At 48.7% G+C, this 18,243-nt stretch carries 16 protein-coding genes; 5 read left to right on the forward strand and 11 right to left on the reverse strand.

What is annotated here, in order from left to right; genetic code table 11:
• Positions 1-74 precede the first annotated feature (74 nt).
• On the reverse strand, positions 75-443 hold the full coding sequence (locus Pyrde_RS08395; protein ID WP_055409881.1) for a transcriptional regulator: 369 nt from the start codon (positions 441-443) through the stop codon (positions 75-77).
• Between the two features lie 230 nt (positions 444-673).
• On the opposite strand from Pyrde_RS08395, the gene pdo reads away from it, so the two are divergent.
• Entirely contained in the window at positions 674-1,402 is a 729-nt protein-coding gene (gene pdo, locus Pyrde_RS08400; protein ID WP_055410902.1) for a protein disulfide oxidoreductase, read from the forward strand.
• Positions 1,403-1,741: 339 nt separating this feature from the next.
• Here pdo and gatE read toward each other — a convergent pair whose 3' ends face one another.
• Both gatE and gatD read right to left on the reverse strand, forming a co-directional pair.
• Positions 1,742-3,688 carry a Glu-tRNA(Gln) amidotransferase subunit GatE gene (gatE, locus tag Pyrde_RS08405; protein WP_231656720.1) on the reverse strand — a complete coding sequence of 649 codons (1,947 nt, stop codon included), beginning with the start codon at positions 3,686-3,688 and terminating at the stop codon, positions 1,742-1,744.
• Positions 3,685-5,058, reverse strand: a complete 1,374-nt coding sequence (gene gatD, locus Pyrde_RS08410; protein WP_055409883.1) for a Glu-tRNA(Gln) amidotransferase subunit GatD — start codon at positions 5,056-5,058, stop codon at positions 3,685-3,687. Before gatD ends, gatE begins: the two co-directional genes overlap by 4 nt.
• A gap of 87 nt (positions 5,059-5,145) precedes the next feature.
• Between gatD and Pyrde_RS08415 the strand changes: the two genes are divergently transcribed.
• A complete protein-coding gene (locus Pyrde_RS08415; RefSeq protein ID WP_055409885.1) occupies positions 5,146-5,304 on the forward strand; it encodes a 30S ribosomal protein S30e in 159 nt (52 codons plus the stop codon).
• Positions 5,305-5,654: 350 nt separating this feature from the next.
• Here the strand turns inward: Pyrde_RS08415 and albA are convergent, their stop codons facing one another.
• Positions 5,655-5,954, reverse strand: coding sequence for a DNA-binding protein Alba (gene albA / locus Pyrde_RS08420; protein ID WP_055409887.1), 300 nt, complete (start codon positions 5,952-5,954; stop codon positions 5,655-5,657).
• Positions 5,955-6,176: 222 nt separating this feature from the next.
• On the opposite strand from albA, the gene rgy reads away from it, so the two are divergent.
• Positions 6,177-9,866, forward strand: coding sequence for a reverse gyrase (rgy, locus tag Pyrde_RS08425; protein WP_055409889.1), 3,690 nt, complete (start codon positions 6,177-6,179; stop codon positions 9,864-9,866).
• A gap of 4 nt (positions 9,867-9,870) precedes the next feature.
• Here rgy and Pyrde_RS08430 read toward each other — a convergent pair whose 3' ends face one another.
• Complete coding sequence (locus Pyrde_RS08430) at positions 9,871-10,704, reverse strand: NAD+ synthase (protein ID WP_055409891.1); 834 nt, start codon at positions 10,702-10,704, stop codon at positions 9,871-9,873.
• Positions 10,705-10,855: 151 nt separating this feature from the next.
• Here Pyrde_RS08430 and Pyrde_RS08435 point away from each other — a divergent pair, with 151 nt between their 5' ends.
• Together Pyrde_RS08435 and Pyrde_RS08440 are read left to right on the forward strand one after the other, a co-directional pair.
• Positions 10,856-12,436, forward strand: coding sequence for a bifunctional ADP-dependent NAD(P)H-hydrate dehydratase/NAD(P)H-hydrate epimerase (locus tag Pyrde_RS08435; RefSeq protein ID WP_055409893.1), 1,581 nt, complete (start codon positions 10,856-10,858; stop codon positions 12,434-12,436).
• 356 nt (positions 12,437-12,792) lie between these two features.
• Positions 12,793-13,392, forward strand: coding sequence for a TATA-box-binding protein (locus tag Pyrde_RS08440; protein ID WP_082419577.1), 600 nt, complete (start codon positions 12,793-12,795; stop codon positions 13,390-13,392).
• A gap of 26 nt (positions 13,393-13,418) precedes the next feature.
• On the opposite strand, the gene Pyrde_RS08445 is transcribed toward Pyrde_RS08440, so the two are convergent.
• The 6 genes from Pyrde_RS08445 to Pyrde_RS08470 form a co-directional block, all read right to left on the reverse strand.
• On the reverse strand, positions 13,419-13,670 hold the full coding sequence (locus Pyrde_RS08445; protein ID WP_143522137.1) for a hypothetical protein: 252 nt from the start codon (positions 13,668-13,670) through the stop codon (positions 13,419-13,421).
• Positions 13,627-14,301 carry a hypothetical protein gene (locus tag Pyrde_RS08450; protein ID WP_143522136.1) on the reverse strand — a complete coding sequence of 225 codons (675 nt, stop codon included), beginning with the start codon at positions 14,299-14,301 and terminating at the stop codon, positions 13,627-13,629. Before Pyrde_RS08450 ends, Pyrde_RS08445 begins: the two co-directional genes overlap by 44 nt.
• A 164-nt stretch (positions 14,302-14,465) precedes the next feature.
• Positions 14,466-15,116: a hypothetical protein gene (locus Pyrde_RS08455; protein ID WP_055409899.1), complete on the reverse strand. Its 651-nt coding sequence runs from the start codon at positions 15,114-15,116 to the stop codon at positions 14,466-14,468.
• Between the two features lie 75 nt (positions 15,117-15,191).
• Positions 15,192-15,626, reverse strand: a complete 435-nt coding sequence (locus Pyrde_RS08460) for a universal stress protein (protein ID WP_231656721.1) — start codon at positions 15,624-15,626, stop codon at positions 15,192-15,194.
• A gap of 116 nt (positions 15,627-15,742) precedes the next feature.
• On the reverse strand, positions 15,743-16,774 hold the full coding sequence (locus Pyrde_RS08465; protein ID WP_055409901.1) for a type II glyceraldehyde-3-phosphate dehydrogenase: 1,032 nt from the start codon (positions 16,772-16,774) through the stop codon (positions 15,743-15,745).
• A 103-nt stretch (positions 16,775-16,877) separates the two neighbouring features.
• The gene (locus Pyrde_RS08470) at positions 16,878-18,146 is read right to left on the reverse strand and encodes a phosphoglycerate kinase (protein WP_055409903.1); all 1,269 of its coding nucleotides are present in this window, start codon (positions 18,144-18,146) and stop codon (positions 16,878-16,880) included.
• Between the last annotated feature and the right edge of the window lie 97 nt (positions 18,147-18,243).

The following is an 18,243-nucleotide window of genomic DNA, read 5'->3' on the forward strand; positions in this document are numbered from 1 at the left end:
TAAGTTATGGTCATGGCGAAGAGACTTCTAACAGCATAAGATAACGGTTCTAAGACGTCTAAACTTTCATGACATTAGCAAGGTGTTTCCGGCACGACAGGTTTTGGCTCGACTTTTAACCGGAGCTTTCTACAGATATCACAGATGTACAAGGGTATACGTTTCTCATCTATGTTGCCACTTATTATCTGCTCAGCCATCTTGGAGACCATACCATAGAGTTCGGCATCATTCAAAACGGTGTCTATGTAGTCACCCCCTCTCCGCTTAAGTAGATAGTTTGATACAGCCGCGGGGGTAAGCTTAAGCAACTTAGCGGCTCTGTATATAGAAAGTCCATAGACGCGTACTAACACTATAGCTATCGATGCTCTTATTGATGGTACGTATTTTCTTACTGCTATCTCGCAGGGTGCTGAGAGAAAGTTAATCGTCTCCTTCATAGCTCCCTTAGCCCACTTTCACACGTGTTACTAGCTGTATCCTAATAACGGCTACTCCGGAGGGAACCTACCATATTGCTAATCTGTACTGCAAATAGCTAGCAGATAGACTAGTAGGGCGCAGAACATTCCGTATAGTTTGTCAGAGAGAAAAGAAGAAAAGAACCAAATTGTCTAATAACGCCCAGCGGCAAGAGGGATAGAGGAGTATAGATGGTGTATGACCCTTGATGGATCCCGTGAGGATGGAGATAGACCAAGAGACTCGTGAAGCCATACGTGAGGCATTCCAGGACCTTGTAAAGCCAGTAACAGTAAATGTATTCATAGGGCCGAACTGCCAATACTGTGATGAGGCGTTAAAGATAGCTAAAGTTCTTGAAGAAGAGGCGCCAGTAAAGAACGGAGAAAAGCTAGTGAAAGTACGCATATATGAGAAGGGTAAAGATGATGAAGTCTTTAAGAGACAGAGTATAGAGCGTGTGCCAACCATAACGCTTCTAGACGGTGTCATAAGGTATACTGGTACCCCTAGCGGCGAAGAGATACGAGGTCTCGTCGAAACAATAATAAGGATATCACAAGAGGATAGTGGCCTAGATTCCGAGACCATTGAGAAGATCAAGGAGCTATCTGAGCCGGTTCATGTAGAGGTTATAGTAACACCACAATGTCCTTACTGCCCCTATGCAGCACTCTTGACAAATATGTTCGCATTTGAGGCATGGAGACATGGTAAAAAGAACTTCATAGCCGACACTGTAGAAGCCTATGAAAACCCCGATATAGCTGACAAGTATAATGTAATGTCTGTACCGGCTATAGCGATAAACGGCGTTCTAGCATTCGTAGGCGTACCTTATGAAGAGGACTTCATTGAACGGATAATAGATATAGTAAAGCGCGGACGCAAAGTAGCTGGTCCGGAAGTTCTATCAGAGAGCGCAACCGGTGTGTAAGTGTAGCCCCGATGGCCTCTTTATTTAATGCACAGTTAAGCATAAACTCTATTGTTCTCTCAAGCGATATTATACTAGCCAATTAATGGGGCTCCGACAAATGCCTTGTCATCACTGCTATAATTAGATTATCTATCAGCGTCGGGAGTATTCTTCATGGCCCCTATATACGGCGAGACTAGTCACGGTTCTTAATCCTTAGCCATAAGGTAGTCTGGCCAAGAAAGAAAAACTGCCGGGTAAGGGTAGCTCGGGAGATGTTTAAGAAATAGTTGATGAGATGGCCCAGAAAAAGATACAATGTAGACTAGTGAAGCTTACACTAGAAAGTTTTCACGACTACTGTTTTAGAATCTCGGCTATCTTCCTCTTGGCAATGTCGGCTACTACTTTTCCGTCTACTTTTCCACGGAGCTTCGGCATTACTCTACCCATTACCTTGCTCAGGGCAGCATAACCGCGTGCCCTAATTTCGTTCTCGAGGGCTTTGACGGCTTCTTCGACCATCTTCTCTACTGTAGACATATCTACAGTCTCTATGCCTAGCGCTTTAATGGCAGCTTCCACGCTCGTGCCTGGGTTCTTAGCCAGGTATGAAAGCAACTCGGGTATTGCGTCCTTAGCTATTCTGCCATTCGCAACAGCGGCTAGTGCCTCCTCTATTTGGCTGTCATCAAGATTGTCTACTGGTATACCTTCTCTGGCTAGGCTACGGAGTATATTCGTGAATATTGAAGCTATGTATGATGGATGCACCTTATCGCCGTATTTGGCTGCTAGCTTCTCGAACAAGTCTAGCCGGACATCTCTTATGATCTGGCGGGCTAGGTCGTCGCTGAGCCCGTATAGCTTCTTTAGTTTCTCGAGCTTCTCTGTAGGCTTCTCTGGTACTATCTTACGGGCCTCCTCTAGCAGCTCCTCGGTGACCTCGAGTGGTGGTATGTCGGTCTCAGGATACATACGAGCAGAACCGGGCTGTGGCCGCATAAACCTAGTAGTCCCGTCCTCCTTGGCAGCTCTTGTCTCCTTCGGTATGCCTTCCAGAGCGATACGTGCCCTCTCGAGTACGGCTTGTAGCGCTTTCCGAGCTTTGCTCTCCTCATCGGCAACTATCACTACTGCGTCACGACCCTTGACGGCTTTGGTTGCTTTGTATAGTTCCTCGACCTCCTCAGCGGTTATACCATATCCGGGTAGCTCATCTGTATGGAATATGCCATCGACGCCACCCCAGAACCGTGCATAATCGGCTAGCTCGGTGCCAAAGCGTCTTCCAGGTTGAACCTCTACGCCGAGTATGCCGTGGAAGCCTGGAAGCTTTACAGCCAGAACTTTGCCGCCCTTCTTGACAACCTTGGATATTATCTTAGACTTGGTGTTCCTAAACACGTTTGTAACATCCACTATTTCTACTGATTTTAGTGCCTCCTTCTTCACGCCACGTGAACGGAGTTCATCACGTATCTCTAGGAGTCGCTTCTGCCGTATGGCTTCATAGAGTACAATCTTCGGGAGCAGGTCTAGTCTCTGCACGCCCTTAATCTCGGTCTTCACGCCTCCTCTTATGGACACGTTTAGATCTTGTCTTATAGTGCCTATGCCACGCTTAACCTTGCCAGTCAGCCTTAATAGCTGGCCTATAGTTAATGCCGCTTCGTAAGCCTCTTCTGGTGTCTCTATGTCTGGTGCGGTAGATATCTCTATGAGAGGTATACCTAGCCTATCGAGCATATAGTGTGTGTAACGTCCCTCCTCGCCCAGCTTGCGTGCCGCATCCTCCTCTATGGCTATAGTCTGTATCCCTATCCTCTTGCCACTCTGTAATTCTATCTCGCCACCGAGTGCCACGATAGCGGTGCGCTGGAACCCAGTAGTATTGGACCCGTCTATCACTATCTTCCTCATAACGTATATCTCGTCCACCGGTGAAGAGCCTAGAGCAAGAGCTATTGCTAGTCCGATAATCACTGCCTCTTTGTTAATCTCGTGTGGAGGCTCTTCGTCTGCCTCGACTAGGCATGACGATGTACGTGGGGCGTGATAGTGGTATAGTCGGCCTTTTCGCCATTCGAAGAGCGCTGCTATATCAACTTCGCCAAGCTCGCTTCGTGTCGGGCGCAGCTGCCTCACAAACTCGTCCTTAGGGTCGTCCTCGCCCACTAGTCTCGTTGGACAACTACAGAATAGTTTGTGTCGTGTATCTAACTGTTGATGTATCTCGAGTCCAGCTTTCAATCCAAGTTCTCGGGGATCATACTTAGACACATCAACCTTAGGCTCTATCAATGAGGCCACCTCGGATATAGATCTATAGTATGTCTTGGCGTGATCTCACCAGCAAGGTTTAACTTGAAGAGACGTCTCACTTCATTCAAGTCACTTGCGCGTGACAGAATCCATGAGAGCTTTACGAAAGCTACTTCTGGCAGCATATCGTCTGCAGGTATAACACCAGCTTGTAGCAGCTTACGGCCAGTAGTGTAGACATTCATGTTTACTCTCCCGAAGAGTGTCTGAGAAGTCATAACTACTGCTACACCAGCATCAACAGCGCGTTTTATGCTCTCGGTAAGCCATTCTCCGACGTGGCCTAGTCCAGTCCCCTCTAGAACGATACCCTTGTAGCCCTTGTCCACAAGGAAGTCTATTATCTCCGGCTCCATGCCGGGATAGTACTTTATAAGTGCGACTTTCTCTTCGAAGCCGTTAGCCACTTCAAGCTCTTCGGCTCCCCGGCTACGAAGCGGGCTCTCTAGGAGTGTTATTCTTCGCTCAAATGGGTATATCTTTGCTAGAGGTCTTCCGTTTATAGTTTGGAAGGCATCGCGACGGCTGGTATGCATCTTTCTCACACGTGTAGCTCTGTGTGCAAGTGCATAGGTGTCTCCAGTCTCTCCATGCATGACTACAACCACTTCTGCAAAGGGTGCCTTAGCAGCTACGAGTACTGCTGCAACAAGGTTGAAGGCTGCATCGCTGCTGGGCCTATCACTGCTCCTCTGGGCGCCTACAAACGTTATGGGGACGGGGAGTCCGCGAAAGGCAAATGCCAAGGCAGAAGCTGTATAAGCCATAGTGTCTGTTCCGTGAGCTACTATGACGCCGTCTACACCACTATCTATCGCCTTAGCTACTTCGTCTACTATTTTTTCCCAGTATTGCGGCCTCATATTCTCGCTAAGAATATTCATTACTACCTTAGCTGATATGTCAGCTATAAAGCCGACCTCGGGGACAGCCTCGAGGATCTCTTTAGCGGAGAAAGCCGGTTTAACGGCTCCTGTCTCATACTCTACCTTGCTGGCAATAGTGCCACCAGTGCCGAGTATTGTCACTTTTGGTCTTTCCTCGGCTGGCGGGCTCTCTTCAAGTAAGGGTATGGTTGCTGGTGCGCCTGCAGCAGCTTCACGGAGTATAGCTTCTTTCGTCTTTACGACCTCTACTATGGTTTTTTCGTCCACACGTACACCGATATTGTAGCCGTTATCTAGTTTGATGACTATAATGGGCTTTGATGAAATTGTGTAGCGTGGCATTAGTATACCTTCAAAGACGCGGCCATCACTTCTGGTGATGCGGATACGGTCTCCAGGCTTGGCGTCTGCCTTGTTTAGCAAGCTGAGTGCTATTCCTGTATATCCTATTGTCTCTTCCAACGCTCGGGCCCGAGTGGCTAGAGCAGAACAGGGGGATAAAGCCTATATAAGGACTAAAAGAGGCACACCCCTCTACGGGGACAACCCATGCCAAGCCACGGCTCACTCACAAAAGCAGGCAAGGTTAGAAAGCAGACACCACGTATACCAGCTAAGCCTAAGAAGAACCCGGCTCCACGTATGCGCAACCGGAAGGAATACAAGCGCTTCCTGATGAAGATGCAGCAGGGGCAGCTTCGTCGCTAACCGTGTCTTCTACTCTTTTCTAGCAACTATATAGTCGGTTGAGCGATAATCCGCCGTTATAGTGTTCTAATATTGCATTAATATTATGAGGTATTCTGGAGTAGAGTCCGGATCAGGAGCCGTGGCTTCTCTCCAACAGCTTATAGTAGGCGATAAGTGTTCTAGTGAACTCTGTGTAGACCCCTGGCATGCCATCATAAATCTGTAATGCGAGTATCCATGGGGGAACATCTAGATACGAGTAGAACACGGATAAGCGTTTACAGACTAAGGGGTTTTCTTTACAGTTCGGGGCAGGAGTCATCATTGTAAAAATACTCTTACGTTGATCTGGCGGTCTAGCTAGCCGGTTACTCCTCCTTCTTCTCGAGGACTATCTCGATTGTGCTGACCCTGCTCTGGCGGCCGTCGGGGCTCTGTATGACCTGGCTGTCGATCTTTATCTCCTTTATGTCGACCTTGCCGGGTAGGAACCTCTTCCTCACTATCTCGACAGTGTCTACAGCCTTGCTTATAGCGCGGCCCCTAGCCTTGATGACGACCTCCTTTACACCCTGGTTTAGCAGAGTTAGAGTTGCTAGGACGTAGTTCATGACGGGCTTCTTGCCTACTAGGACAACATTGCTTGGAGCTGCACTGGCCTGCGCCATTGCGGACTCCCTCCCTCGCGTCTTGGTCGGGTAGCCACGCACTAGCCCTCTGTTATTTAGACTTTACTCTGCTCCCGTGATGGTGGGACACAATCCAGTACAGGAGGCTGGTACTGGTTACGGCTCGGTGTTACTAGCCCGGTCACTCTAAAGTGTAGCGTGGTAGCTTAGATGCTAAGCATAACCTAGCGGGTAGCTAGCTCGTAGGAGGTAGCAAGCAGTATGACATGGACGCTGCTAAGGCCAGTATACCATGGAGCGTGCCCTAACTGTGGAGGTCCGGCAGCCGCTGATAGGTTATCCCGTGGTCTCCCATGCTCCCAGTGTATAAGCGATGACGAGCTCTCTGGTCTACCAAGCAGCTACTATGAGCTCGTAGAGTTCATAGGTAGAAAGCTCAGTGAGAAAAATAGGTTAAGAGGATATTGGTACTTGTACAGCTCTGTAGCGACTCTAAAAGAGTTTGAATCATTCTTCCAGAAAGCGACCGGAAGCAGTCTATGGAGTGCGCAACGTACATGGGCTAAGAGGCTTCTACAAGACGAGAGTCTCGCGATTGTTGCACCCACTGGTGTAGGTAAAACCACGTTGCTAAGCACCTATGCACTCTATCGTGCAAGTCATGGTGCTCGTGTCTACTATCTCCTCCCAACTGAGAACCTGGCTATGCAGATCGAGAATAAGCTAAAGAGGCTAGCTGCGGCAAGCGGAGTAGAAGCTAGAATAGTGTCATACTATTCCGGGTTGTCTAAGCAACGGAGAGAAGAGAGCTTATCAGCCATAGAGGCAGGCAACTATGACGTGTTGGTCACAACTACGGGTTTCCTATCCCGTCGCTGGGACATGCTAGAAAGTACACGTTTTGACGTTGTACTCGTAGATGATGTGGATGCGATACTTAGAAACTCAAAGAACATCGATAAGTTGTTGATGCTCCTAGGATTTGATGAAGAAGCTATAGCTATAGCATATACACTGCTTAAGAAGAAGATTGCTGCCTCTATAGCAAAAGTCTCTGGACACATAAAGCGTTACGAGCAACTCCTACATGAGATAGAAGATCTCGAGACAAAATTATCGCTAAAGCTCCTAGAAAAGACGCCCGGCCAGCTGGTAATAGCTTCAGCTACTGGCCGGGCCTACGGGCTTAAGCCTAAGTTGTTCCGTGAACTCCTAGGATTCGATATAGGCCGTGTCTACGACTACACTAGGAGCATCGCAAACTTCTATCTTGTCGACGGTAACCCTGTAGAAAAGATCGTAGATATCGTACAACGGATGGGACCTGGCGGCCTCGTCTTTGTAGCTAAAAGATACGGCAAAGATGTCGCTAGGCAGATAGCAGAGAGGCTGAACCAGGCAGGCATAAGGGCTGGCCTAGCTCTTGCAGGCCGTCGCGTACTCGACCGCTTTGCTATGGGAGAGTATGATATTCTGGTAGGAGTAGCCTCATATTACGGTGTAATAGTACGTGGTATCGATATGCCCCATAGGATACTCTATACACTGTTTGTAGGCGTGCCAAGCCAGGCTATGAGCGCTGATAAAGCGCTACTCTCCCCATTCAGGATAGTAAGGGCAGCAGTAGAACTCGGCATTGAGGGTAGCGAAGAGCTTGCAAGAAAATTATCCAAGACGAGCCCTGGAGAGCAGACAGCTCTCCGCATAGCGCTCTCTTCGGGTGAGCAGCTAGAAGGAAGGCTGGCAGAGCTGCTCTCTGAGCTTACAGAAGCTCGTAGGAAGGTACTGCGGAGACTCTACGAAGTGTTAGAACCGGGGTCATCCCTTGTAGTAGGAGGTATACTTTACAAGCATGACGGCTCGGAAATCATTGCTATAATGCCGGACGCAGCAACCTATGTGCAGGCTAGTGGACGTGCTAGCAGAATGCTAGGATCAATAATGACGCATGGAGTGAGCATAATAATAGAATCTGAAGAGGAGCTAATCAAGCTTCTCAGCCAGAGGCTACGCCGTTACCTAGATAATGTTGAGTTTAACAAACTAGACTGGAACCATGTTGAAGAAGAGCTAGAGAAGGCACGCATAAGTAGAAGTAAGCGCGTCGGACGCAAGGTAAACATTGAGACTTGTCTAATAGTTGTGGAGTCACCTACCAAGGCTAAGACTATAGCAAGCTTCTTTGGAAAGCCTGTGAGAAGACGCATAGGCTCTATAATAGTATATGAGACGACATTCTTCAATCATCTCTCAGGAAAGATACACGTGGCTACCATAACAGCCTCTGCAGGACACTTGTACGACCTATCCATAGATGGAGAAGGTATACATGGCGTAGAGGTGGTTGACGGGGAAGTACGGCCGGTATACAAGCCTATAAAGCGTTGTCTAAGCTGTGGCCACCAGTTCTCATCCTCGAGTAGCATGTGTCCACGCTGTGGCTCGTCAAACATAGTAAGCAAACATGACATTGTAGAGGCGCTACGCCAGCTAGCAAGTGAGGCAGAGGTAGTATACATAGCTACAGACCCCGATGTAGAGGGAGAAAAGATAGCATATGACATCAAACTATTCCTACAACCGTATGCGCGTGGTATAAAGAGAATAGAGTTGCACGAGATAACCAGAAGCGAACTAATGCGAGCACTAGCTTCGCCTCGTGACATTGACATACGGCTTGCCTATGCACAGATAGTTAGAAGGATAGAGGATAGATGGATTGGCTTCGGCCTGAGTCAGCACCTATGGAGAGTATTCGGTAAGCACTGGCTAGGTGCTGGTAGAGTACAGACACCAGTACTAGGCTGGATTATAAAGCGCTACGAGGAGTGGAGGGCAAACATAGGGTACAATGTCTACGTAAAGATATCAGAAGGACCCCTGCTAAAACTCCATTACGAGGATTCATCTCTTGCACGCAGTATTGCCAGAGAGATAGAGACGTATGGACTAAAGATAATAGATGTCGAGGAGACGGTAACCGAGATCAGCCCGCCGCCTCCTTACACGACAGAATCCCTAATCTACGACGCGTCGCGCCTAATGGGCTACTCGGCCCAGAAGACGATGAGGATAGCACAAGAACTCTTTGAGGCTGGTCTTATAACCTACCATAGGACTGACTCTACCCACGTATCGGGGCTTGGGCAGAGCATAGCAAGAGAGTACCTAGCCAGCAAAGAGAATCTCAACGACTTCCAGCCCCGCAGCTGGGGGCCACAGGGACACCACGAGGCAATTAGACCGACAAAACCCATTGATGGCGAGACGCTCCGGAAGTTGATAGCTCTTGGTGAGCTGCGAGTCCCAATAACGATGCGTGAGAGCCACTACCGGCTCTACGACCTTATCTTTCGCAGGTTCATAGCAAGTCAGGCGCGGCCAGCTAGACTAGTCCGCCGCCGCATAGTGCTGGGCAGTAACGAGTCCAAACTGCTGGCAGAGCTAGAGGTCTACGTCGCGGCACTAGAGGAGGGGTTCCACCGATACTACCCGATGCCTCGTGTATACCCCGCGTTGGCTGACTTGCGTAGAGGTGACGTAATAGGAGTTGAGAGAGTAGTCGTGAAACGCGGTTCAACGATATACCTATATAGCCACGGAGATGTAGTATCGCTTATGAAGGAACGTGGGCTTGGTAGGCCGAGCACATACGCTAAGATAATAGACGCTCTAAACCGTCACGGTTACATAATAGAGAGCAAGTATAGGAAAAGGCTAATACCAACAAAGCTTGGCATAGAAGTCTATGAATACCTAGAAGCAAACTACAACGAACTAGTATCCGAGGAGCGGACGAGAAAGCTAAACGAAGAGATAGAGGCCATAGCTTCAGGGAGAATAAGCCCACTAGCAGTAATCAATGAGTTATACAACGAGTTAGAGCACTTGCTAGAGGAGCCGATAATCCTAAAACCTGTAAAAGAAATGCATGCTGGCCACGAAGTCTAGCTTTTCAGCTCTTCTTAAACCTCCAGACGGTATCGCTAGGATCCGGTGCTGGTGGCATTCTCCTCTTATGTTCGCTAGCTTTATGCATCATGAGAACTCTCTCAACCTTCTCTCGGGGTAGCCCAGTCGCTTCCACAGCTTCATCGATGTTGAGACCTAGGTCGAATAACGCGTAAAGGGCTAGGTCAACCTCCTCGTAACTCATACCCAGCTCCTTTTCGGCAAGATGGCCAGGCCATAACCTAGGGCTGCTGGGCTTTAGTGCTATATTCTCTGGGATGCCAAGGTGTAATGCTAGCCTCCTTACTTGTGTCTTGTAGAGAGAGCCTATTGGCAGAAAGTCAACGGCACCATCACCATACTTGGTAAAGTAGCCTATGAGTATCTCGCTTCTGTCGCCAGTGCCTGCGACAAGTAAATTATGCATATTTGCATATAGATACAGTAGGGTCATGCGTACGCGTGCCCGAAGATTGCCCAGGCTCCTTCGATCAGGCTTGATATTGGCTTCTTCAACATAGCGTTCAATAATAGGTTTAATGTCTATAGTTCTGTGTTCAACGCCAAATATCTCTACAAGTTTCTTTGCATCCTCTACATCCTGGATCGGTGTAACATCGCTATCTGGCATTATAAGTGCAAGTACCCGCTCAGGGCCAAGAGCCTTTACCGAGAGAGCGAGCGTAGTCGCGGAGTCCACGCCTCCGCTAACACCTACAACGACCCCCTTAGCGCCTGCACTTTCAACAATACTCTGTATGAAAGCTGAGAGTGTTTCTGCAACTCCTCTATAGTCCAGGTTTACTATGTCTTCTAGAGAAACGCGTCTCCGGGTCATGTTGTGCACCCGAGCCTACAGTTACAAGCCGATGTTTTGTAGAGTTTTTACGCAAAACGTCTCGCAAAAAGAAGGTAACAGAGCAGATGCTTCTAGAGAGAAAGGGAGTATAGAAGCATCCTGGGAGCCCTTCTGAAGGGTGTCATAGGCATTGGAGAAGCTTCCACTGCTCGGCCTAGGCGAGGACATAACCTCCATCGATGTCGCTGTAATAGACATGAACTCTGAGGCCCTGGGCGTAAGCCGGCTCCAGCTAATGGAGAATGCTGGGCGAAGCATAGCAGAGGAAATAGCTAAACGAGTAGACAGGGGAGCGAGGATAGCAATCTTGGCAGGCCCAGGTGGAAATGGTGGTGATGGACTGGCTGCTGCCAGACACCTCGCCTTCAAGGGATATGTTGTTGACGTAATGTTACTTACTAGACCTGAAGATATTCGGAGCTCCGAAGCCCAGACAATGTACAAGGCCATAGAGTTTATGGACACCACTATAGAGCTAAGGATAGTCCGCAATCCTGGCACGCTAAACCTTCAAGGATACGATGTCATAGTAGATGCACTACTAGGCACAGGGCTTAGAGGAGCACCTAGGAGCCCCTACGCCGAAGCAATAGAAGCCATAAACAAGTCGAATGGATTAAAAGTAGCTGTTGATGTACCCTCCGGGCTCAATGCAGACACCGGTGAAGCCCCTGGCCCCTGTGTAAAGGCGGACGTAACAGTAACGTTTCACAAGCCTAAGCCAGGCCTGCTCAGACGCCCAGACATTGTTGGCGAACTGGTAGTAGCAAGCATAGGCGTGCCTCCGGAGGCAGAGATCTACGTAGGTCCAGGAGACGTAGTCTACCGTTTGCCCCGAAGATCCTGGCGGGTACACAAGGGTCAAGCCGGTAGAGTTCTGGTAATTGGTGGATCTGAGGACTACATAGGTGCACCAATAATATCAGCACTAGCTGCTCAACGGAGCGGGGTAGACCTGGTATACATAGCAGCACCGCGGAAAGTAATCGATGCGGCGGCTAGATACCCTACACTCATACCAGTAGAGCTAAAGGATAGTCCATGGCTACATCCAAGCCATGTCGAGAGGATACTCGAAATTGCAAAGCGTGCTGATGCCATAGTGATTGGTATGGGGCTAGGCTTGAAAGATGAAGTACAAGAGGCTGTTCATAGTCTCCTTGTGAACATACCCGAGAATAAACCAATAGTTATAGACGCTGACGCATTAAAGATGCTCCGAGACAAAAAAGAGCTAATCAGAAACAATATGGTACTAACGCCGCACGAAGCGGAATTCAGCACCCTCTTCGGCGTAAGGCCAGCACCAGTAGAAGACCTCCTCAGCAGGGCTATGACTGCTGCACAACAGGCGCAACAATACAGTAACGTAACTATACTTCTCAAAGGGCCCATAGATGTGATAACTGATGGAAAACGTATACGTTTCAACAAGACTGGGGCACCGGCAATGAGTACTGGTGGCACGGGAGATGCGCTCGCAGGAATCACAGCAGCACTACTGGCAAAGGGTGTCAAGCCCTTTGATGCAGCATGCATAGCCGCATACATTAACGGAGCAGCAGGAGCACTAGCATACAAAGAGTATGGTGAATCAATGACAGCTCTAGACCTCGTGGAAAAGATACATGTTGTGATCAACGATCCGCTCGGAACAGCTGAAACAGCACTTCTCTACAAAAGACTCCCAATCAAACGCATAGTATCCTAGTAGCGTTCACTCGGCATCAGAAGTTGACGGTCAGGTAGTTATCCAGCGGGCCCCGGGATGGAGGGATTGTAGGCCGCAGCGGCTATAACAACCATAGGCCAGCTACGGCCCTCCCGGGGCCCATAACCCAGCTAGCATTACACCCCCTTATTTTCCCTCATCTAGGAATCGTGGCGCCAGGCAAACCGTGAATAGGGACTAAGAATGGGGGTCGGCGTGAGACTAGGCCAGTCATCCTTTCACCGCGAATACTAGAAGTCCTAGACTGCCCGCCTCTCCATCCCCCAGCAATACCTAGGGTAGCGGGCAGGCTTTAAATAGGATTTTTTATAGCCGGTTTAAAAGGGTGTGTTAGTGTGAGGTCTTCTGCCACTCAGCAGAGACAGGGTGAGGTACCCCAGGAGCCTAAGCCTACAGCAAATATCGAGAACATAGTCGCTACCGTGTCTCTTGACCAAACGCTCGATCTAAGAATGATAGAGAGAAGTATACTCACTGTAGAGTATAACCCAGAGCAGTTTCCCGGCCTTGTCTACCGCCTAGACTCGCCGAAGGTGACGGCACTCATATTCAAGTCTGGGAAGATGGTTGTCACGGGGGCTAAGAGCACCCAAGACCTCATAGAAGCCGTAAAGAAGATAGTACGCAGCCTCAAGAAGCATGGTATACAGATATACGGCAGGCCTAAGGTTCAGATACAGAACATAGTAGCATCAGCTAACCTCAACGTGTGCGTAGACCTTGAACGTGCAGCGCTCACGCTTGAAAACAGCATGTACGAGCCAGAGCAGTTTCCCGGCCTCATACACCGTATGGACGAGCCCCGCGTAGTGCTGCTAATATTCAGCTCCGGGAAGATGGTTATAACCGGTGCTAAACGCGAGGAAGAGGTCTACGAAGCAGTCAACAGAATATATGAAAAGCTGAAGAAGCTAAGAGCCATCCGTCCCTGTTAGCTGAAGCAGTCAAGAAAAGTCTACAGCTAGCCCGTCTCAAGAAGACCCCATTTCAAGGCAAAGCTGGCTATCTTTCGTGCAACTCTCCGAGAACGTGTCCGTACAGCTATGATATCTCCAAGATCTTCCACTATCACTTCGTCCTTGTGTGCCTCTAGGATAACATCAATACTCTTTTCCTGGCTCTTAGTCTTGCTGAGTAGTACGACATAGTATCCCCTAGGATCTGTCCTCTTAAGTATGTCCACTATTATCTTCTGTAGCCTCTTTTCCGTCATCACTATCACCCACTATGAGTTGTGGCGTGCCGGATAAAATCATGTCCATGTAGAACTTAATAGCAGTAAGTGCCCGCCCTTCTTCATACATATAGTGTGATATAACTTGTTCAATTGAAGCTACGGTTCTTTGCAACTCGCTACTAGGAGTGTTTGAAACGAGCTCGGCTACAGCGAGAAATCTTGCTACTGCAGCGAATAAGATAGGCTCGACCATGCCAAGTAATCGTTCAAGAGGTTCTCCTCCTAGCTCTAGCCCAGTGCGTAAGAGGCTAGCAACATTGTCCACAAGGTTTATCTCGTGCATGGCATACCTGGTCATAATGATTGATAAAGTTGCATAAACCTCTTCTGGAACCTTCTCGAGATGTGCAGACATGGCCTCCATAGCTTTATCAAAAACGATTTTGTTAAGCGAGTCCATCTGGCCAAAGAGAAAGACGAGATAAGCTTGGCCTCGTGGTGTATCACAGCCACCATGTGTCTCGGTGAATTCGATAGCTAGTCTGACGATATCGGTAAGAGACAGTTGTATACTCCCTTGTTCTATATCACGTTTCACGTATCTCGATAGCTCCCTTATGAAGTCTCTAACTAATGTAGTGCAGTCAACAGCGGTATTGCTGCTCATAGTCGCTGCACCAGCACTGCAGCGGGAGTCAATACAATTGCTCATAGCATAATAGATCTCAGCAACCTACCCTTCGGTCATCGGGCTCCCTCTCTTCATCGGGGTGTATCATCATCCTATAGTACTTGGCTGTAGTTGGAAGATCGTGATGTCTACTCTACTTGTCACGACTTGTTTTCGCTTTCCATCCAGCTCTTTATGCGTTGGCCCATCAGTCTCAGGGCCATTTCCTTGCCTGCAACCTCGCCTGGAGGTATGTATTCCACATGTACACCAGGAACTAGCCTTGCTTGGTTAGCTAGCCTCTTGTCGCCAGTAAAGAAGAGTACACCTTTTCTATATTGGTTAGTCAGTTTCTCCAGCAGTTTTAGTATATCGTAGTCGTCTCTAGCGGGTTGTCTATATACTCTATCGCTAACCCTAAGTGGCTCTGTGATTCCCCTGCCTAGTATCTCGTGAAACTCTATAGATGGTGACGTTATTTCGCGGGCGAGTATGTCGGCGAATCCTTTATACATCTGATCAAATACCACAGCGTACTCTGCCTTGCCGCTAGCCCCCTTTAGCTGGATGATCTCATTCTCTTGTTTAGGGGCTTGACTCTTGAGGGTCTTGGTGGCATGGTGTTTTAGAATCCTTTGTAGATCTCTAACCTCTTCGTTTGAGAGAGCTAGTATCCTAGCGGCCTTGTATACTTGCGCATTTGAGCTGCACTTGGAGGCTATAAGGAGTATAGCTTCTCCGAAACTTGCCGCCTCGTAGAGTCTATCTTCGCATGCAACTATGTATACTCGTTTCTCCGCTTGGTCTGGCATTTCTTTGCAACCCAGCGATTCCGGCGGCGTATAGCTCCCCTATATGCTGCTTTCAGGAGGGGTATTATCAACGATCTACCTTACTACCATAACTGATGTGGCAGAGTTTACTACTATGGATAGCGCAACGCTTCCTATCATTAGGTCTTCGTTGGCTGTACTTCCTCGCGCACCCAGTACAATGAGATCGTAGCCACCCTCTACTACCTCAGATAAGATCTCGCTAGCAATGCTGCTGGCATGAGGCTTGTACTCGCGTGTCTTAATTGTGACATTTAGGCCTCTTCCTTCTATGCGTTTGCGTATTGCATTCTCAATCGGTTTTGGGTCCTCGCCTGGAGCGTGAACGTGAAGCACTGTGACTCTCGAACCGTAACGCTGGGCAAAGTCTAGCGCTATGTCTAGTGCTCGGAGACTGGATTCGGAGCCATCGACGGGGACTAGTATTCGTCGGAAGAGGAAACTAATCCTATATGTTGGCTCGAACTTCATATCCATAGCAGCTGTCATGTATCGACACCTGCGTGTCCAGTAAACTCGCTGTGCTAGGCATGTAGGTAAATGTTGTAAAATATCCAAGTTTATGCATTTTTCTACTATGGTGGGTCGGTTGTACCATTGTGTTTTCAGGGTATACGTCCATGCATTATGCCAAGAGTTTCGTCTGTTATACGTATAGTCTCCTCTGCGGATTTTGCAGCCTCCATGACAGCTCTTATTGCGTCAATGTTCTCTGGCACGACTATGGATTCTTGGTGCACTGCTTGCATCCACATAACTTCTCTGCCTAGTACAGCAATACTATCTAGCCATATCACGAGTTCTGGTATATCATAACGTTTCCTTCCAAGATCACGTGCATACTCGACGAGGTCAGCGGTACTTGTTAATCCAAGGCTAGCATCGGCGAGCAATATTCTTGGTGTTTGCTCGAACGTCGCAACTATGTCCTCCCTACTTACTTGATCCTCTAGCTCAGCAAATACTATGTGCACGTGCATTAATGTTGTAGGTACCACTACGGCGGTGGTCACTATATCAAGTGTGGGGAGTACAGTCTTAACATCTAATGCATGGTGGCTGGGAAGCTTAACAGGGTTGGGTACAATAGCGTTTACGGGGCCACGCTTCACCTCCTTTGGGTCAGAAGCTCTCCGCACCATAGTGGCGCGAACCTTCTTTATCTTAGCAATCCTTGACAAGCTGCATATACTCCTTAGGAGGCCCGTCGTGTTGCATGAAACTACACGTACACTCCTCTTGCCGAGAGCCTCCTCGTAGTTGCAAAGCGTATTGAACGACACCTCTGCTACTTCGGGCTTTTCGCCGCCCTGAAATATCGCCTTTACGCCAAAGCGTTCGTAGAGAGGTTTATACTCCTTGCCTACGCCGCCTGGCGTAGCATCAACGACAACATCCACTTTCTCTAGAAGATCCTCAAGTGAACCTTCTACGGGGATGTTCTTCTCACGGAAAGCATCCAGCCGATCGCTAAGGGTATAGAGTGGTATTCCACTTGACACAGCGTGCTTTGCCACGTAGTCTGGCTTAGTCTTTACAACACCGACTAGCTCCATATCAGGCTGCTTAAGTATGGCTTCGGCTACACGTTTGCCTATAGTGCCAAACCCATTAACTGCTACACGAATGCGTGCCATATCGACATCCCTCCCGGACAATTTTCTATGTCAAGCATGTGATTCTAATGAGTATCCCACGTTGCAGGGTCTGAGGCCTGCTGGTAAAATAAAGAGGGATAGGCTAGCCTATCAATTGTGGGAAGAACTTCTCGGCGGATTTCGCTAGTGCTGTTAATCCTGGCAGATCTTCTCCAGCTAGGAACAGTAGGAGTGCTCCACCACCAGTACTCACATGTAGGTTGGGGCGTCCAGCTAGCCCTAGCTCGGCTATAATGCTATTCAAGTGGCCTCCGCCAACTATCACGTAAGCGTTACTTTCTACAGCGGCGCGGACTAGCTCTCTGCTGCCTTCGCGGAACCGTGGATCCTCTATCACGCCCGCGGGTCCTCTCATAACGATGAGTCTAGCTTCTTTCATGATTTCGGTGTACATCTTAACTGTCTGTGGACCAATATCCTTGATTACGCCCTTTATGTTCCCTATGGTCTCAACTTCTACGTGGTCGTCGACGAGCGTCCTGAAGTCCACGGGTGTCTCAAGGGGGAGGCCTCGTAGCAGAAGACGTCTAGCGCGCGGTAGTAGAGATAGTAAGCCCTTGGCTTCTAGTACGCGAAGGTTAGCTTCGCCTATATTGATCCCTTTGGCTACCATGAATAGCTCTGCTACAAGGCCAGTGGCTAGTATCCTATCAACAGCGCCGTTGTTGTGGAGATGCTCAAGTATACGGATAGTATCGTGTACTTTTCCGCCTCCTAGTACGAATACTCGTGGTCTTTCTTCGGGGTTGTAGAGCTTCGAAAGAGCTGTCAGCTCCTTTTCCATTACTCGGCCAGCTGCTGAAGGTAGCTTAACAGGGAACCCGACGATGCTGGGTTGACTTCTATGTGCAGTTGCGAACGCGTCGTTCACGTAGTAGTTGAAGAGTGGTGCTAGCCTTGTGACGAATATGCTTTCAGCGTGTTTTTCTGGCGTGGCCTCTATTATCTCCTCAGAGACCAGTCGTGTATTGTCTAGCAAGAGTATGTCTCCCGGCTGAAGGCTCTTGATAGCCTCGCGGGCGGCAGGGCCTATTACGTCGTCGATGAAGCGGACTTGTAGGCCGGTGTGCTTCTCTAGGAGTCTTGCATGCTTGTCCAAGCTTACGAAATCGCTGTCACCGGGTCTCCCCTGATGCGACATGACTACTACAGCAGCACCTCTCTCTACGAGTTCGCGCACAGTTGCCGAGTGTGCTCTTATGCGGCTATCATCGAGGATATCTCCAGTCTTAGGGTCTATAGGGCTGTTGATGTCTATTCTAAGTAGTATCTTAGAGCCCTTAATGCCAAAATATTTGTCAAGATCATCAATTGTTGGTATGACGTGTTTATTGCGTAAGCTGCACGGCAATAAGACTCCCGGGTGCTAGGATGCAGTAACGGGGCAGGAAGGTAATAAGGGAAAATGCCCGCACAGTCTAGGAAACCAGGGCGCTGAGGAAATACCC

The organism is Pyrodictium delaneyi (assembly GCF_001412615.1).
GTDB classification, from domain to species: domain Archaea; phylum Thermoproteota; class Thermoprotei_A; order Sulfolobales; family Pyrodictiaceae; genus Pyrodictium; species Pyrodictium delaneyi.

Excerpts from the sequence above, each read along its gene's own strand:
- Pyrde_RS08465 (WP_055409901.1), bottom strand. The coding sequence starts at position 16,774 with ATGGCACGCATTCGTGTAGCAGTTAATGGGTTTGGCACTATAGGCAAA.
- albA (WP_055409887.1), bottom strand. The coding sequence starts at position 5,954 with ATGGCGCAGGCCAGTGCAGCTCCAAGCAATGTTGTCCTAGTAGGCAAG.
- rgy (WP_055409889.1), top strand. The coding sequence starts at position 6,177 with ATGACATGGACGCTGCTAAGGCCAGTATACCATGGAGCGTGCCCTAAC.
- Pyrde_RS08445 (WP_143522137.1), bottom strand. The coding sequence starts at position 13,670 with ATGACGGAAAAGAGGCTACAGAAGATAATAGTGGACATACTTAAGAGG.
- Pyrde_RS08395 (WP_055409881.1), bottom strand. The coding sequence starts at position 443 with ATGAAGGAGACGATTAACTTTCTCTCAGCACCCTGCGAGATAGCAGTA.
- Pyrde_RS08415 (WP_055409885.1), top strand. The coding sequence starts at position 5,146 with ATGCCAAGCCACGGCTCACTCACAAAAGCAGGCAAGGTTAGAAAGCAG.
- Pyrde_RS08460 (WP_231656721.1), bottom strand. The coding sequence starts at position 15,626 with ATGACAGCTGCTATGGATATGAAGTTCGAGCCAACATATAGGATTAGT.
- Pyrde_RS08455 (WP_055409899.1), bottom strand. The coding sequence starts at position 15,116 with ATGCCAGACCAAGCGGAGAAACGAGTATACATAGTTGCATGCGAAGAT.
- Pyrde_RS08430 (WP_055409891.1), bottom strand. The coding sequence starts at position 10,704 with ATGACCCGGAGACGCGTTTCTCTAGAAGACATAGTAAACCTGGACTAT.
- Pyrde_RS08450 (WP_143522136.1), bottom strand. The coding sequence starts at position 14,301 with ATGAGCAGCAATACCGCTGTTGACTGCACTACATTAGTTAGAGACTTC.
- pdo (WP_055410902.1), top strand. The coding sequence starts at position 674 with ATGGATCCCGTGAGGATGGAGATAGACCAAGAGACTCGTGAAGCCATA.